Below are 15,174 nucleotides of genomic sequence, written 5' to 3'. Positions count from 1 at the left end.
GTCCAGCGCGTTGGCGCCGGGAACCTGGTACAGCGCAATCAGCGCCGCCGGTTTGCCGTTCAGGCGGCCTTCCATGCTGTAGGTCTGTGCGCCGAGTTCGATCCGGGCGACATCGGACACGCGGACGATCGAGCCATCCGGGTTGGCGCGCAGCACAACCTTGCCGAAGTCCTCTTCGGTCACCAGTCGGCCCTGGGCGCGCACGGCATAGGTGAACTCCTGTCCCGACGGCACCGGCTGCGCCCCGACCTGGCCGGCCGGGTTGACCGTGTTCTGCGTCTGGACGGCGTTGATGATCTCGGGGATCGTGATGTTCAGCTTGGCCAGCACATCCGGGCGCACCCACAGGCGCATGGCGTACTGGCCGGCACCGAAGACGGTGACGCTGGCGATCCCCTTGATCCGCGTCATCTGGTCGTTGATGTTGATGTACGAGTAATTGGCCAGGAAGATGTTGTCGTACGTGCCCTTGGGGGAGTAGAGCGCGAACATGACCAACGGCGATGAGGTCGATTTCTGCACCGTGACGCCATAGTTGCGCACATCGGAGGGCAGCTGCGATTCCGCCTGCCCCTCGCGCATCTGGGCGAGCAGTTGGTCGGTGTTGGCGTCCGTGCCCAGGGCAAAGTTGACGTACAGGGTCGACTGGCCGTTGTTGGCGTTGATCGAATACATGTAGTCCATGTTGTCGACGCCGGACATCTGCTGTTCGATCGGGGTGGCCACGGCCTGCTCGAGCGTCAGGGCATCGGCGCCGGTGTAGGTGCTGTTGACCTGGATCTGTGGCGGCACGATGTTCGGGAACTGCGCGATCGGCAGCCCGGACATCGCCACGATGCCGATGATGGTCATCAGGATCGAGATGACCATGGCCACGATCGGCCGGTTGATGAAAAACCTGGACATGGCGGCTATTCCTTGGCGGCCGGGGCTGCGGGTGCGGACGCGGCCTTTCCGGGCGCTCCAGCTGCCGGGGCCGCCGCGACGAACGGCTTGGCCTCAACCGTCATGCCCGGCCTGACCTTCTGGGTCCCTTCGGCGATGACCTTCTCACCGGGCTTCAAGCCTTGGGCGATCAACCAGTCGCTGCCGATGCGCTCACCGACCACCACCGGGCGGATATCGACTTTGTTGTCGGCGCCGACGACCGCGAGCAGGAATTTGCCCTGCATCTCGGTCACCGCCCGCTGTGGCACCAGCAGCGCCCCTTTGACCGTCTTCATCGTCGCTCGGATGCGGCCGAACTGGCCAGGCCGCAGCAGATTGTTGGGATTGGGGAACAGGGAGGCGACCTTGAAGGTGCCGGTCGCAACGTCAACCTGGCGGTTCAACACCGAGACCTTGCCCTTGTGCCCATAGATGGAACCGTCGACCAGGATGAGATCGAGCGGCACGTCCTGCGCGGTCTTGCCGGCAGAACTGGCGGCCGTCGCGATCTTCAGGTATTCCTGTTCGCTGATGTTGAAATACACCTTGATCGGATCGACCGCCGACACCGTGGTCAGTTCACCGCCGCTGGGGCTCAGCAGGTCGCCGAGCTGGGCCTTGGCGATGCCGGCAATGCCGGTGATCGGCGAGGTGATCTGGGTGAAGCCGAGGTTGAGCCTGGCCGTCTTGAGGTTGGCGTCGGCGGCCTCCAGTTCCGCTTTGGCCGACTGGTAAGCGCCAGTCGCGTCGTCGAGGTCTTTCTGGCTGACGGCATTTTTTTCGGCCAGCGGCTTGACCCGCGCCAGGTTGGCCGTGGTCGTTTCAAGACGGGCCACCTTCTGGGCGCGGATCCCGGTCGCCTCGTCAACTGCGGCCTGGAACGTGCGAGGGTCGATTTCGAACAGCAACTGGCCCTTCTTCACCAGATCGCCTTCGCGGTAGTTCTGCTTGACCAGGTAGCCGGTCACCTGCGGCCGGATGGCCGCGTTGATGTTGCCGTCCATCGCACCCACCCATTCCATGTAGACCGGCACATCGCGTTGCACCGCCTCGATGACCTGCACGACCGGGGTGGATGGCGGCGGCACGCCCTTTTCCTTGTCACAGCCGGCCAGGAACAGCGCCGCCGCGCAGGCCAGCGCTGCGACGCAATGGCCCGTGCGGACTCGCCCGGTCATGGGGACGACACGGTCCGGACAGGCGGACAGGGCTGGATGCAGTCGAGTGCTGTGAGTTGGCATGGCTGGATGCTTGGGTGAACGTCAGAAACCGGCGACCGCAGACGAAGCGGAACGCCGCTGTCCGCACAGTCTACTTCTCTTTGCGCGCGCCATTGTTGGGCGGCTTCCCCGGGTCTTCCCGAACCGTGCGCGGCAGCCGCAGGCACCAAAGAAGTGCCGTTTTGATAGCAAATAACGACCATCCTGTAACGGGATGTGGCGAATAAGCTTCACAATGGGTAGAAATTCGCGCCGGTCGCGTGGCGCGTTGCGCCAGCACCCCGCGCACCGCCCCAAAGGCTTCCGACGGGCCGTAGAATGGGCGCCGCCGCCCCTGAGGCCCCCTGGCGCTGGCCCGGCCAGACACGCCCTCAACCCTCGAAAGGAGTTCTCCCGTGGACATGCAATCGATACAAACCTTCCTCAGCACCACCGTCTCCGAACTGGCGATCAAGGTGCTGGCCGCCATTGCGTTCTGGATCGTCGGCCGCTGGCTGATCGGGCGCGTCATCGCCATGATGCAGGCGGCCATGAACCGCAACCATGTCGATCCGACGCTGACCAAGTACCTCGGGTCGATCATCGCCATTGCGCTGAACATTGCCCTGGTGCTGGGCATCCTGGGCTACTTCGGCATCCAGACCACGTCGTTTGCCGCCATGCTGGCCGGTGCCGGTGTGGCGATCGGGGCCGCCTGGAGTGGCTTGCTGGGCAACTTCGCGGCCGGCGCCTTCATGCTGATCCTGCGGCCGTTCAAGGTGGGTGACTTTGTCAGCATCGGCGGCGTGGTCGGCACGATCCGCGAGCTGGGCCTCTTCGGCACCACCATCATCACGCCCGACAACGTGTTCACCATCGTCGGCAACGGCAAGATCTTCGGCGACACCATCCAGAACTTCTCGGTGCTGCCGGAGCGCCGCGTCGAGCGCGTGGCGCAACTGGCCGCCAGCGTGGACCCCCTCGACGCCATCGCCCGCCTGAAGATCGCCGTCGCCCAGATCCCCAACATCTCCAAGACCATGCCGCCGGAAGTGAACCTGCTCGACATCAAGCTGGAAGGCCCGCAGATCGCCGTGCGCCCTTACACCCACACCGACAACTACTGGCAGGTGTACTTTGACACCAACGAAGCCATCGTGCGCGTGTGCAAGGAAGCCGGCTGGCCGTCGCCCTCGGCCCTGCATCGGTTCAAGCAGGAGGCCTGAGCCCCCACTTGCGGGCAGCGGCGCGGCTTCAGAAGGCCGCGCCGATCATGCCCATGAACACCTGGTCCGCCGAGCCAGGATTGAACCAGTAGCCCCCCAGCGTCAGCGCGCCCCAGCTCACCTGCACCAGGGGCCCGCGCTGCAGCGCCCGCGTGTTGCCGAAGGCTCGTGTGCGCTGGCCGGCCAGCCCGACCCGAAGTCCTTCCACCGGGCGGAAACCGACCTCGGTCCAGGCGTAGAGATAGCTGTCGACCTGCCCTGCGCGTGCACGAACGTGCTCTGCCTCGACGTACCCATCGAACTGGCCCCACGTCAGGCTCATTTCCAGTCCGGGAATCCAGGCCTGCGTCGTGCCCCAGGCGACGCCGAGCAAGGGCGTCAGTGTCCACTTCACGGTCTCGCCCCCCGCGAGGTTCCAGCCCGCAAAGGCTGAGCGCGCACCCACCGACTCGTAGTTGGTCCGTGCCTCCAGATGGACCGAACCGTGATCGGCAGTGGCAATGGCGGAGGCGTAGCGCTGGCCACCGCGAACATCGGTCGGATAGACAGTCAGGCCAAAGGCCCAGGCCGGGGGCTCTGCGGCGGGCGCATCGTCGCCCGCGAAAGCGGTCGCTGCCAGCCCGGTGGCCCCGATTGCCAGAAGGCGCAACCAGGTGCTCATCCGCCAAGCGCGTTGATTGCCGCCACCAGCCCGGCACCGAGCCCGACCATGACCAGCCCGGCCTTCCAGCTGCCATAGCCGGCGTAGCGGCCGAGCGCCAGTCCGCCAATGAAGAGCATGGCCAGCGCGACACCCCGGGAGACAATCTTGGCCAGCACCACGTTATCCAGAAACAGGAACGGCAGCACGACGGGGAAGGTGGCCACAACGACGATCAGGAAGATGGCCAGCGCGGCCAGTGCATCGTCCCGATCCAGTTCCGGCCTGGGTGGCGCCTGTGGCAGCGCCAGGATCCGCCCCCGAATGGCCTCGATCTCCGCCCGCGAGACCAGTCCGGCCACCGTCTTCGACAAGGCGCCTTCAATGATCCGGCAGCCGCCATCGGCATCCGGCGCCGATCTCACCGCCCGCATGAGGCTGTGGGCGCGGCCGCGCGTGGTGATGGTGCGCACCAGGTACATGACCGCATCGACCAGGCCCCAGGCCAGGTTGCAGCCCAGGGCAGCGATGAACAGCGTGCGCACTTGCACGCCACCGGGCTCGGCCACCGAGACCGCGCCCACAAAGGTCAGCGCCATGAAAAGGCCGAACAGCATTTCCGAAACCCGGTCGACCGGACTGAGCACCGGATCGCGTGTCCTCGCCGCCTGGCCGCTCAGCTCACGCATGGCCCGTTCCCAACGAAAGGCGTCGCTGGCACACCTTACTTCAGATCGATCGGGTAGTTAAGGATGATCCGGTAGTTTTCGGTCGTGGCACCGCCCCCGGAAGGCACCAGCACCCCCGCGCGAATTCTCAGCCACAGCGGCTGCGCCCACTTCGGCCAGGATTGGTCGGTGAAACGGTAGTTCAGGTCGATGTCGTATTCGGTGGAGTTGGCCACTGGCGCCCCCGTTGACGGGTTGATCGCATCGAAGCCGGTGGCGATGTGGCCCGCCAGCGTCAAGCCCGGCGCGCCCACTGATTTGAAGTCGTAGGCGGCACCGATCAGAAACGCCTTCTGTCCGGCACTGTTGAAATCCTGGATCAGCATCACGGTGTAGCCAGCCCAGGACGAATACGGCGAGCGCAGGTTGGCGTTGCGCCCGGTCTGGTTGTAGCCCAGCGTCCCGGTCAACCCCCCGGACGTGAGGTCTGCCTTGACGCCGCCATAGCCGACCGAAAACGTCCCCAGCGAGTTGCTGCCGGTGCTGCTCTGGTAGATCGTCTGCGCGCCCAGGCGCAGCTTCATGCCGTCTGCAACCGGCGTGGTCCAGGCAGCGTCTGCATAGGTGGAGTTGAGCACATCCGGAACATGGTAGGACGACAGCCGCAGGACCAGGTCCTTGGTCGGTTCACCCTTGAAACCCACCAGCCACATCCCGGAACTCACGTCGGATGGCGCGCCGGCGGCCTGCGCCATGTTGATGAAGGTCGTGGCATTGCGTTGCTTCACGTCTGACAGGTAGCCGGCAAAGTAATCCACGCCAGCCAGCTTGCCGGTGAGTGCGCCGCCCTGGAAGGTCTGTGGCGTCATCCGGTTGTCAAACAGGTTCACCTCCGGTTGATTGACCTCGAAGCGCCCACCCGTCAGGGTCTGGTCGAACAGCCTCAGGGAACCGTAAGCCAGGCCCAGCACCGAGTACCCGCCCTGCGTCGCCGTCAGCAGGTTGCTGCCAGGCGCGTCGGCCGGCGCCCAGAGCGGTTGCGAGGTGTAGCCCGTAAGGCCGAAGCTGAAGACATCGCCCAACCAGCCGGACTGATAGCCCAGCCAGCCACCGAGCGCCCAGGCCTGGTTGGGGTTCTTGGGTGCCGGGTTGAGCTTGTCATAGAAATAGGTGCGCAGCTGCAGATCGACCTTGCTGTCGCGCACCAGCATGTGTTCCAGCGCGCTGCCCTCGCCGGCCGCAAGGGCGCTGGATGCCGTGCCGGAGAACGCCAAAGCCAGACTCACTGCGCAAGCGGTCCGGGAAAACCTGAATGGAACGATGGATGGCATTTCTGTCCTCCTGATCTCAACCCTGGCAGGTGCAAATCACCCAACCGCTTCGCTTATTTTCCATCCCCACAGCGACGCACACGCGCATCGATGTCCAAATCGCCCATCGGTCCACGGGCAGTGTGCTTTCGCCGCAACGCACGCTGCCGCTGGCGCCTGTGGCGCTATGCTTGCCGGGTGTCCCACGCCGCACCTCCAGGCCCTCCTCCACCCGCACCGCCGCGCCGCATCGCGCATCTGGACATGGACGCGTTCTACGCGTCCGTGGAGCTGCTGCGCTACCCGCAGCTCAAGGGCCTGCCGGTGGTCATCGGTGGCGGCCGGCGGCGGCTCGACGAGGCCCTGCGCGAGCACCACGCGGACCTGCCCCTGCATGAAATCCCCGTGGCGGCCTTTCCGGTGCTGCGCGACTACACCGGGCGCGGCGTGATCACCACCGCCACCTATGCCGCACGGCAGTTCGGCGTGGGCTCGGCCATGGGGATGATGAAGGCGGCGCGGCTGTGCCCACAGGCCATCCTGCTGCCGGTCGATTTCGACGAGTACCGCCGCTTTTCACGCCGCTTCAAGCAGTTGATCCTGGAGATCGCGCCGGTGATGGAAGACCGCGGCGTGGACGAGGTCTACATCGACTTCACCGAGGTTCCCGGCGGTCAGCGCGAGGGCGGCCGGGTGCTGGCGAGGCTGATCCAGAAAAGCATCTTCGACGCCACCGGCCTGACCTGCTCCATCGGCGTGGCCCCCAACAAATTGCTGGCCAAGATGGCCAGCGAATTCAACAAGCCCAAGGGCATCTCGATCGTGCAGCCCGACGACCTGCAGACCCTGATCTGGCCGCTGGCCTGCCGCAAGATCAACGGCGTAGGTCCTAAGGCGGACGAGAAGCTGCTGGCGCACGGCATCCGCACCATTGGCGATCTCGCCACACACGACCGGAGCTGGCTGGCCGAGCACTTCGGCAAGAGCTACGGCGCCTGGCTGTTCGATTCCGCCTGGGGCCGCGACGAGCGTCCGGTGGTGACCGAAAGCGAACCGGTCAGCATCAGCCGGGAAACCACCTTTGAGCGCGACCTGCATCCGGTGCACGACAAGGCCGAACTCGGCGCGATCTTCACGCGCCTGTGCGAGCAGGTGGCCGGCGACTTGCAGCGCAAAGGCTACGTCGGCAAGACCATCGGCATCAAGCTGCGCTACGACACCTTCAAGAGTGTCACGCGTGACCAGACCCTTGATGCGTTCACGGCCGACGCGCGAACGATCCGCCAGACCGCGGGGCTCTGCCTGAAGCGTGTGGATCTGACCCGACGGCTGCGCCTGCTCGGGGTGCGCGTCGGATCGCTCGCCAAGGCATCCGACAACCCGGAAATTGAATTAAAACTGGCACATCCCAGCGCCAGACGGTCATCATCAGCTACTCAATCAATAGCAGAAACGCCCCAACTCTTTTAGCGATGTACCGGGATTCACGGCGCGTCGGCGTTCCGTGGCATGCCTTGACTTGGACTGACGCGAACCATACAGTGAAGTTTCTCCCGTACCCGAACGCCCATGCCCGCCCGCCTGACCCTCTCGGAGTTGCAACGCATCAAGCGCTGGCAAATCGCGCACCGCGCCGAACATCCGGTCGAATACCACCTGTGGGATGCGGTACTCACCCTCTGGGTGCTTGGCTGCGTGAGCTGGCTCCCCGCCCTGGCGCTGGAGATGACCGTTCTGCTCCCCTTGTGCGTTCTGGCCATGTTCTGCCCGGGCCTGTATGTGCGCTGGCGCCAAAGCGCCCACGCCCGGCATCGTCTGCGCTGCGACTGGCTCGATCCGGCCGGCTGATTGCGAAGGACCTCATCAACACCCCAACCCGACGCCACACGCCTGAACGCGGCGCAAAGGCGGCGATCAGGCCCTGCTACTGACGGGCCGTTCGCACGTTGAGCGGAACGCTCTGGGGATGGCTGGTGCGAAACGGGCTGATATCCAGGCCGCCGCGGCGGGTATAGCGCGCATACACCGTCAATTTCACCGGCTTGCAGCGCGTCCAGATGTCCATGAACATGCGCTCCACGCACTGCTCGTGAAACTCGTTGTGGTTGCGAAAGCTCACGATGTATTGCAGCAGGCCTTCCTGGTCGATCTGCGGCCCGCTGTAACTGATCTGCACGCTGCCCCAGTCGGGCTGCCCGGTCACCAGGCAGTTGCTCTTGAGCAGGTTGCTGACCAGTACCTCGCTGACCGGCTGCTCGTCCAACGCCGCGCGCAACAGATCCGGCGCAGGGGTGTAGCGCGTGCACTCGATGTCGAGCCTGTCCAGGCTCAGGCCGTCGAGCTCGTGGATGGGTTCCTGGTCGAAAAGATCCGGGCCCAGCACCTTCACACCCACGCCGGACAACACCGGGCCCCCTTGCCAGACGGCCGCGCTGATGTCGGCCCGGATGCGCTCCCTGACCGCTTCCGCATCAGCGAACCGGGTGTTGTTGAAGCTGTTGAGGTAGAGCTTGAACGACTTGCTTTCGACGATGTGCGTGCTTTCGCAAGGCACCAGGATGTGCGCCAGCGCCACCTGCGGCTTGCCGCGCGGGTTCAGCCAGCCCAGCTCGAAGGCTGTCCACAGGTCCGCGCCGAAAAAGCGCGGCGTCCCCGTGACGCCGATCTCGGCGCGGCTGGTTGCGCGCGCTATCGGGAACAGAAGACCCGGATCGTACTGGTCGACATAAGCGGAGGCCTTGCCGAGCTGGGAGTGCCCGGCGGCCTGGGCCGTGGTAGGGGTGCCGGCGGGCAGACTGGACTGGCTCATGGGTGGACTTGCTTGAGAAAAGGCAGCATCACCCGCAGGACCTCGCTGACCACGCCCGGAGGCAGGTCGTGGCCCATGCCCTTGATGACCTCCAGACGGGCCCCGGGAATGCGGCGCGCCGTGTCCTTGCCGCAGGCCAGCGGTACCAGGGGATCGGCCGCGCCATGCACCACCAGCGTGGGGCACTGGATCCGGCCCAGCTCGCCGGCGCGGGTGCTGTCGGCGACAATGGCCAGCATCTGGCGCATGGTGCCCACCGGGCGGAAGCTGCGGGTGATGCCAGCCAGGATGCGGGTGCGCAACTCTGCCTCGTGCACCACGAAATCGGGGCTCCCAATGACGGTGTAGAGGTTGATGTAATGGTCCACGATGTCGTCGTGGGCATGGCTGGCGGGCTTGCTGAGCAACGCCTTCAGCACCTGTGGCTTGGCCCGGGGCAGGCCGCGGGCGCCGCTGGAGCTCATGATGCTGGTCAGGCTCAGCACCCGCTTTGGCGCGGCAATGGCCACGCGCTGGGCGATCATGCCGCCCATGCTGACGCCGACAATGTGCGCGCGCTCGATCTTCAGCGCGTCGAGCACGCCCACGGCGTCGGCCGCCATGTCGCTCAGGGTGAAGGGCGCCTTCGGGCTCAGGCCGAGCCGGTGCTGCAGAGTGGCCCACACCAGATTGGGCACACCCAGGTGGTCGAAGTGCTGCGACAGACCGATGTCCCTGTTGTCGTGGCGGATCACGCGAAAGCCGGCATCCACCAGCCCCTGCACCAACGCGGGCGGCCAGGCAATCAGCTGCATGCCCAGGCCCATGATCAGCAGCACGACCGGCCGGTCGTTCTGCGAACCGTCCGCGCCGGTGTCCTCGACCTCGATCTGGATGCCGTTTGCTTTAATTTTCATAGCTGTTGATGACCTCTGGACGCTGGGCTGAGGCCTATTTTGATCATATTTCCAGGATCCGGCAGTCCGTCAGGCGACTGCGCGGCGAAACACCAGCCGGTCGGGCCGGGAAGCGGATGCGGCAAAGGCATAGCCTTCGAGGTCGAAGGCTTCAAGTTTCTTTGGCGTGCTGATGCGGTGCTGGGTGGCGTAGCGCGCCATCAGGCCGCGAGCCCGCTTGGCGAAAAACGACACCACCTTGTAGTGGCCGCCCTTGCCTTCCTCAAACACACAGTCGATCACGCGCGCCCGAAGCACCTTGCGGTCCACGGCCTTGAAATACTCCTGGGAGGCCAGATTGACCACAACCGGGGACCTGTCGGCGGCCAGGCGCCGGTTAAGGTAGTCCGAAATGCGCGATCCCCAGAACTGGTACAGGTTGTCGCCGTGCGCGGTGGCGAGCCGTGTGCCCATTTCGAGCCGGTACGGCTGCATGCGGTCGAGCGGTCGAAGCACGCCATACAGGCCACTCAGGATGCAGAGGTGCTCCTGTGCCCAGGCCAGTTCTGCTGGCTTCAGTGTCCGCGCATCGAGCCCGCCGTAGACATCACCGTTGAACGCCAGCGCCGCCTGCTTGGCGTTGCGCGCCGTGAATCGCGGCCGCCAGGCCTCATAGCGCGCCGCGTTCAGGGTGGCCAGCGCGTCGCTGAGGTGCATCAGGCTGGCAATCTGCTGCGGGGATTTCTGCCGAAGCACGTCGATCAGCTCGGCGGACTGTTTGACAAACAGGGGCTGCGTGTGCGGCAGGTCGGCAGGCGCCGGCGTGTAGTCCAGCGACTTGGCGGGCGACAATAGAAACAACATGCTGGAGATCCTTTACCTGGACGATTATCTTGCAGCGGTGGCCAAACCGCCTGGGCTGCTGGTGCACCGCACCGGACTGGACGCGGGCGAGACCCGCTTTGCGCTGCAAATGCTGCGCGACCAGTTGGGTCGCCCGGTCTGGCCCGCGCACCGGTTGGACAAGGGCACCAGCGGCGTGCTGCTGTTCGCGCTGGACGCCGCCACCGCGCGGGCGCTCGGCCAGCAGTTCGAATCCGGCGGTGCGATCCGCAAGACCTACCTGGCCATGGTGCGCGGTTGGACCGACCCCGAAGGGCTGATCGAGCATCCCCTGCGTCGCATGACCGACGATCTGCGGGTGCCAGCGGCCCAAGGCCCCGTCCAGGAGGCACAGGAGGCCCGCACCCGCTACCGGACGCTGCAACACCACCTGCTTCCGCTGGCCCAGGGACCGTTCGAGAGCACACGCTGCGCGCTGGTGGAGCTCACGCCTCTGACCGGCCGCCGCCACCAACTGCGCCGCCACATGAAGCACATCGCCCACCCGCTCCTCGGCGACGCCACCCATGGCAAGGGCCCTCTCAACCGCGCGGTGGCCGCGCTGCTGGGCCTTCAGCGGCTGTGGCTGCACGCCTTGCGCATGGAGCTGATTCATCCGGCAACGGGGCGCACGGTTGCCATCGAAGCGGCGCCCGGGGAAGAGTGGGCACGCTGGCGCGCATTCCAGGTCGCTGCCTGAGGGAGCGTTCGACATGGCGCCGGGCGTGCGGACCCTGGTCTGGACGCCCCGCCGGGAACGGGATGAGAACGTCAGGACGCCTCAGCGGGTGATCACCACCTTCTGGTACAGGCCGCCGAAGTAGGTCTCCTTTTCAACCCCCGCCGGCGTCAATCCCTCGGGCAGCCAGTCGACGATCTCGCCGCGCCACATGTCGAGTGCAAATGGCTCCAGCGTGCTCAGGATGGGCACCATGAGATAGCGGAACGGGCTGGCCGAAACCGGCTTGTGATAGTCGACGAAGATGACCTTGCCGCCCGGGCGTGTGACGCGCAGGGCCTCGGCGATCGTCTTGCGCCGCGCGTCGGCAGGCTGTTCGTGCAGCAGGAAGAACACCACCACGGTATCGTGGCTGGCATCTTCGAACTGCATGTCGGTCGAATCCTGACGCAGCACCGCAACCTGGCGCGTGGTCTTGAGTTTCTCGTGCAGGTTCTTGATCTGGATCGGCGCCACATCGATCACGTCCAGACTGGCCGCCGGACTCAGGCGATTGACCAGATGCTCGGTAAAGTCGCCATAGACACAGGCCACCTGGAGCACCTTGCCGTCGATGACCTCGCCCATTTCCTGCAAGGCGGCATCACGCAGCCGCGAGAAATTGCCCCACAGGATCAGGTTGACCAGCCATTGGCGCTCGAACACGCGCACGGCGTTGGGGTGCAGGTAAGCCCACCAGTAGGTATCCTGCAGGTACTTGGGAATGGCAATGGGCTGTAACGGAGCGCCCGCCCCCGAAGGGTTCGCATGGGCGACGGTGACTGTTTCTTTGGGACTCACGAAAAAACCTTGTTAATCGCCTGCGTGCCCACCCCGTGCGCCCGCAAGCGGTTCAATGACAACGCCGCCAAGCGACGCTCAGACGCAAACGAGAACCGGCACCGTCAGCACTGTCCCCACCGCACCCGCAAGATACACCACCACGGCAACCTTTGCATCCGGACGCTACCCGAAGTCCTGCGCAACCAACACCAAGGCCGGAACCGGGGTCGGCGATGGCAACGTCTGATTCGATGAATGCCATGCTTTCCCTTCGATCACCGCAGTGACGGATCTGATTATCCGATTCCCGAAGCGGCGCTTGAAACAACGCCGCTCCAACTCAACGGACCGCCATCAACCTCCGGTGAAGAAGCCGATCCCGACCAGCGTCAGCAAGGTCAGGCCGATCACGATCAACGTGAAACCTAGGATCTTTGCCGCGGTCAGCTTGGCGGCCGAAGGCGGATCCACCAGGTATTTCTCCAGTTCGCCACTGTCCACCAGGCGCTGGTACTGCACGGCATGCTGGTGCTTGAACTCCTCGATCGAGAAGGTGCCAGTGAACATCACCACGTCGAGGGGGAACTTGTCCGGACGGAAGTGGTTGTTGAAGAAGTGGACGGTGAAGAGGAACACCACGGCCAGGAACGCCTCTTCCGCGTGGAAGATGGCCGCCACGTTGAAGATCCAGCCCGGCAGGAAGGCGCCAAAGACATTGGGCAGCCACATGATCAGGCCGCTGACGCCGATGATGGTCACCCCCCAGAACGGAGCCCAGTAGTCGAACTTTTCCCAGTACGTCCAGCGGTCGAACTTGGGACGCGGACCCTTGCCGAAGAACCACTTGAACATGCCCAGCATGTCGCGTCCGTCCTGCAGGTTGGGAACCAGCGAGTTCGGTCCGAACAACTTGAAGTTCTTCCAGTCGCGCCCGACGGTCCAGGCCAGGTAGAACAGGTGCCAGAAGAAAACGCCGGCAAATATGACCGCACTCACCCGGTGAATGAGGCCGGCAATGTGCGGCCCACCGAGCGCCGTCATGAGCGCGCTGGCCCATGGCGCATCCGGGTAGAACAACGGAATGCCGGTGAGCGTGAGCACCATCAGGCTCAATGCAAAAGTCAGATGCGCCACGCGCCAGATCGGGCTGAAACGTCGGACATGCTTGCCCTGAAGGTTCGCCGGCAGGGCATCGGCCCTGACGCGGGGCTGCGCGTCGAGCTTGCGGCGCTCCTTGTATTCGCGATAGAACCACAAAGCGGTATGCAGCCAGAAAAATCCGAAGGTGCCGACCAGCAGTTGCACCATGATCTGCCACGCGATCCAGATCTGGGGATAGCGCCCGAAGTCATGCACGTGGCCGTGCGGCTCGAAACTCGCGTAGCCCGCCGGTGCCTCGCCGACGCCCTTCTTGCCGTTGTGGCATTCGCGGCAGGTCTTCATGCGGTTTTCAGGGGAGACCTTGGACTCGGGGTCCTTGACCTTCAGGATGTCATGGCTGCCGTGGCAGTTGTAGCACTTGGCGGTGTAGGCATAACCCAGGGTGTTGATCTGTCCGTGGTAGGTCGCCTTGTAGGTCTTGTAGTTGGCCTCGTGGCAGGTCCCGCACTTGCCGGTCACGGCAAGCTTGAAGGGGTCGCCCGATGAGTTGCTGACGGCGTGCGCGCTATGGCAGTCGGAACAGACGGCGGCCTTCGCATTTTTCTTGTCCAGCGCTTCCTTGCCATGCACGGAGCCGGCATAGGTCTCCAACTGGTCCGAATGACAGTTCTCGCCACACGCCTTGGAGATGCCCAGGCGGAACTCTGCGTATTGCGGAGTGCCCTTGGCCGGCACCTTGAAGCTGTGCGTGTCGTGGCAGTTGTCACACGACGCATTGGGCCGGGTCTTGTCGTCGCTGTTCGGACGTGCATGGAACGACTTCTTGTAGGCCTCGATGTTCTCGGCCACCACGCCCAGGCGCGGTTTGGCCTTGGCAGATCCATCCTTCTGCGCCTGCTCCCACAGGGTTGTATGACACCCCGCACAGTCGACTTTCTTCAGCTTCTGTGCCGTGTCCTTCGCATGCTGATTGCCTTTTTCCGCGTTGTCCGTGATGTCGGTGTGACAGGCCACGCAATCCATCTTCGCATGCACGCTCTCACCAAATTTGTCCGGTGCCACGCTGTGAAGCGCGCGGGGCTTGCCTTGAGCGCCAGGCACCTCCAGCTTGCCTTTCTTGCCATCGTGGCAGGTGAGGCAGGTGGCATTGTCCAGCGCCTTCGCGGCCACCGGCGCTGCGGCGGGCGCGGTCGGCGTCTGCGCCAGGCCCGGCAGGCTCATGCAGGCGCCGAGCAGGCACAGAAAACCGGCCAGGCGGCTCAGGCGCCGCGAAAGAGTGTGGGAATGCATAACGGTCTTCCGGAAAAAAACAAGGCGCGATAACGATTACCGCGCCCTGATGGAATGCATGGCATGTCGGGAACTTCAGCTTCTCAGCATCGGCGTGACGGAAAAAACCGGTGAGATTTCATCCGGAGCCAGGAGTCCCGTACGCCCCAGGACAGTCTTACTGGGAAAGAATCCAGGCCGCCAGGTTCTTGATTGCAGCCTGATCCTTGGTGTTGATGGCCTTGTGCTCTTCCTCGGTGCCATCATCCAGCTTGACTTTCGGGCTGGTGGTCATGTTCTTGATGACCTTCTCCTCGCCATCGGCCTTGCCTTTGTACTTGGCGGCAATCTTCTGCAGGGACGGGCCCTTCTTGGATTTGTCAACCGCGTGGCATTTGGTGCAATCGTTTTTCTTGAACAGGGTCTGGGCCGCATCCGCGTCAACGGCCGCCTGGGCCGGGCTGATACTGACCAAAGCCAACACGGCCGAAGCAGTGGCAAGAGAGAAGAACGACTTGATCATTTGGGCAGACTCCGTGAAAAAGTGGATTTGATTTTTGACAAGCGCCATTGGACGCTCCGCGAGTATATGCGTCAAGAATGTCGGTGCACCGATTCAAGGCAGGACACGGGTTCATTGATATAAATCAACGATGCGTGCCCTTGGGCGGGAATCTGCCCACGCAAGCCCGCCGGTCCGCTTTGAGGCGAGCGCCCGCCGGGTCGGCAGCCGGAGGGCGCCGAAAAATCGGGATCCGCGCTTGTGC

General features: G+C 64.4%; 15 protein-coding genes. 4 read left to right on the top strand and 11 right to left on the bottom strand.

The window, feature by feature from the left end:
- Positions 1-906, bottom strand: a 906-nt coding sequence (locus ACMUOY_RS18075) for an efflux RND transporter permease subunit (RefSeq protein ID WP_413894136.1), incomplete at its 3' end; no start/stop codon positions are given.
- Between the two features lie 5 nt (positions 907-911).
- Positions 912-2,168: an efflux RND transporter periplasmic adaptor subunit gene (locus ACMUOY_RS18070; protein WP_413894135.1), complete on the bottom strand. Its 1,257-nt coding sequence runs from the start codon at positions 2,166-2,168 to the stop codon at positions 912-914.
- A gap of 374 nt (positions 2,169-2,542) precedes the next feature.
- On the opposite strand from ACMUOY_RS18070, the gene ACMUOY_RS18065 reads away from it, so the two are divergent.
- Positions 2,543-3,352 carry a mechanosensitive ion channel family protein gene (locus ACMUOY_RS18065; RefSeq protein WP_413894134.1) on the top strand — a complete coding sequence of 270 codons (810 nt, stop codon included), beginning with the start codon at positions 2,543-2,545 and terminating at the stop codon, positions 3,350-3,352.
- A gap of 28 nt (positions 3,353-3,380) precedes the next feature.
- Here the strand turns inward: ACMUOY_RS18065 and ACMUOY_RS18060 are convergent, their stop codons facing one another.
- Genes ACMUOY_RS18060 through ACMUOY_RS18050 form a run of 3 tightly spaced genes read right to left on the bottom strand, consistent with a single transcriptional unit; the run spans position 3,381 to position 5,946 of the window.
- Positions 3,381-4,013 carry a hypothetical protein gene (locus ACMUOY_RS18060; protein WP_413894133.1) on the bottom strand — a complete coding sequence of 211 codons (633 nt, stop codon included), beginning with the start codon at positions 4,011-4,013 and terminating at the stop codon, positions 3,381-3,383.
- Positions 4,010-4,681 carry a VIT1/CCC1 transporter family protein gene (locus tag ACMUOY_RS18055; RefSeq protein ID WP_413894132.1) on the bottom strand — a complete coding sequence of 224 codons (672 nt, stop codon included), beginning with the start codon at positions 4,679-4,681 and terminating at the stop codon, positions 4,010-4,012. The genes ACMUOY_RS18060 and ACMUOY_RS18055 overlap by 4 nt, the downstream gene beginning before the upstream one ends.
- A 35-nt stretch (positions 4,682-4,716) precedes the next feature.
- A complete protein-coding gene (locus ACMUOY_RS18050; RefSeq protein ID WP_413894131.1) occupies positions 4,717-5,946 on the bottom strand; it encodes an OprD family outer membrane porin in 1,230 nt (409 codons plus the stop codon).
- Positions 5,947-6,234: 288 nt separating this feature from the next.
- Between ACMUOY_RS18050 and dinB the strand changes: the two genes are divergently transcribed.
- Positions 6,235-7,440, top strand: coding sequence for a DNA polymerase IV (gene dinB / locus ACMUOY_RS18045; protein ID WP_413894130.1), 1,206 nt, complete (start codon positions 6,235-6,237; stop codon positions 7,438-7,440).
- A gap of 99 nt (positions 7,441-7,539) precedes the next feature.
- The gene (locus ACMUOY_RS18040) at positions 7,540-7,818 is read left to right on the top strand and encodes a hypothetical protein (protein WP_413894129.1); all 279 of its coding nucleotides are present in this window, start codon (positions 7,540-7,542) and stop codon (positions 7,816-7,818) included.
- Positions 7,819-7,894: 76 nt separating this feature from the next.
- Here the strand turns inward: ACMUOY_RS18040 and queF are convergent, their stop codons facing one another.
- The 3 genes from queF to yaaA form a co-directional block, all read right to left on the bottom strand.
- Positions 7,895-8,779: an NADPH-dependent 7-cyano-7-deazaguanine reductase gene (gene queF / locus ACMUOY_RS18035; RefSeq protein WP_413894128.1), complete on the bottom strand. Its 885-nt coding sequence runs from the start codon at positions 8,777-8,779 to the stop codon at positions 7,895-7,897.
- Entirely contained in the window at positions 8,776-9,675 is a 900-nt protein-coding gene (locus ACMUOY_RS18030) for an alpha/beta fold hydrolase (RefSeq protein ID WP_413894127.1), read from the bottom strand. The genes queF and ACMUOY_RS18030 overlap by 4 nt, the downstream gene beginning before the upstream one ends.
- A 69-nt stretch (positions 9,676-9,744) precedes the next feature.
- Entirely contained in the window at positions 9,745-10,518 is a 774-nt protein-coding gene (gene yaaA, locus ACMUOY_RS18025; protein WP_413894126.1) for a peroxide stress protein YaaA, read from the bottom strand.
- Here yaaA and ACMUOY_RS18020 point away from each other — a divergent pair.
- Positions 10,517-11,236 (top strand): pseudouridine synthase, encoded by a 720-nt coding sequence (locus ACMUOY_RS18020; protein ID WP_413894125.1) that lies wholly within the window; start codon positions 10,517-10,519, stop codon positions 11,234-11,236. The genes yaaA and ACMUOY_RS18020 overlap by 2 nt on opposite strands.
- 81 nt (positions 11,237-11,317) lie before the next feature.
- On the opposite strand, the gene rquA is transcribed toward ACMUOY_RS18020, so the two are convergent.
- The 3 genes from rquA to ACMUOY_RS18005 all read right to left on the bottom strand — a co-directional run bounded on the left by rquA (position 11,318) and on the right by ACMUOY_RS18005 (position 14,930).
- A complete protein-coding gene (gene rquA / locus ACMUOY_RS18015; RefSeq protein WP_413894124.1) occupies positions 11,318-12,055 on the bottom strand; it encodes a rhodoquinone biosynthesis methyltransferase RquA in 738 nt (245 codons plus the stop codon).
- A gap of 336 nt (positions 12,056-12,391) precedes the next feature.
- Positions 12,392-14,428, bottom strand: a complete 2,037-nt coding sequence (locus tag ACMUOY_RS18010; protein WP_413894123.1) for a cytochrome C — start codon at positions 14,426-14,428, stop codon at positions 12,392-12,394.
- Between the two features lie 157 nt (positions 14,429-14,585).
- Complete coding sequence (locus tag ACMUOY_RS18005; protein WP_413894122.1) at positions 14,586-14,930, bottom strand: c-type cytochrome; 345 nt, start codon at positions 14,928-14,930, stop codon at positions 14,586-14,588.
- Between the last annotated feature and the right edge of the window lie 244 nt (positions 14,931-15,174).

The organism is Candidatus Skiveiella danica, from assembly GCF_022705245.1.
Lineage (GTDB): Bacteria > Pseudomonadota > Gammaproteobacteria > Burkholderiales > Burkholderiaceae_C > Skiveiella > Skiveiella danica.
Note: the sequence above shows the minus strand (reverse complement) of the source record. Positions and strands in the feature narration are given on the sequence as shown.

Coding starts and splice junctions, on each gene's coding strand:
- ACMUOY_RS18070 (WP_413894135.1), bottom strand. CDS start 2,168: ATGCCAACTCACAGCACTCGACTGCATCCAGCCCTGTCCGCCTGTCCG.
- ACMUOY_RS18060 (WP_413894133.1), bottom strand. CDS start 4,013: ATGAGCACCTGGTTGCGCCTTCTGGCAATCGGGGCCACCGGGCTGGCA.
- ACMUOY_RS18055 (WP_413894132.1), bottom strand. CDS start 4,681: ATGCGTGAGCTGAGCGGCCAGGCGGCGAGGACACGCGATCCGGTGCTC.
- dinB (WP_413894130.1), top strand. CDS start 6,235: ATGGACGCGTTCTACGCGTCCGTGGAGCTGCTGCGCTACCCGCAGCTC.
- ACMUOY_RS18040 (WP_413894129.1), top strand. CDS start 7,540: ATGCCCGCCCGCCTGACCCTCTCGGAGTTGCAACGCATCAAGCGCTGG.
- queF (WP_413894128.1), bottom strand. CDS start 8,779: ATGAGCCAGTCCAGTCTGCCCGCCGGCACCCCTACCACGGCCCAGGCC.
- ACMUOY_RS18030 (WP_413894127.1), bottom strand. CDS start 9,675: ATGAAAATTAAAGCAAACGGCATCCAGATCGAGGTCGAGGACACCGGC.
- ACMUOY_RS18020 (WP_413894125.1), top strand. CDS start 10,517: ATGCTGGAGATCCTTTACCTGGACGATTATCTTGCAGCGGTGGCCAAA.
- yaaA (WP_413894126.1), bottom strand. CDS start 10,518: ATGTTGTTTCTATTGTCGCCCGCCAAGTCGCTGGACTACACGCCGGCG.
- ACMUOY_RS18010 (WP_413894123.1), bottom strand. CDS start 14,428: ATGCATTCCCACACTCTTTCGCGGCGCCTGAGCCGCCTGGCCGGTTTT.
- ACMUOY_RS18005 (WP_413894122.1), bottom strand. CDS start 14,930: ATGATCAAGTCGTTCTTCTCTCTTGCCACTGCTTCGGCCGTGTTGGCT.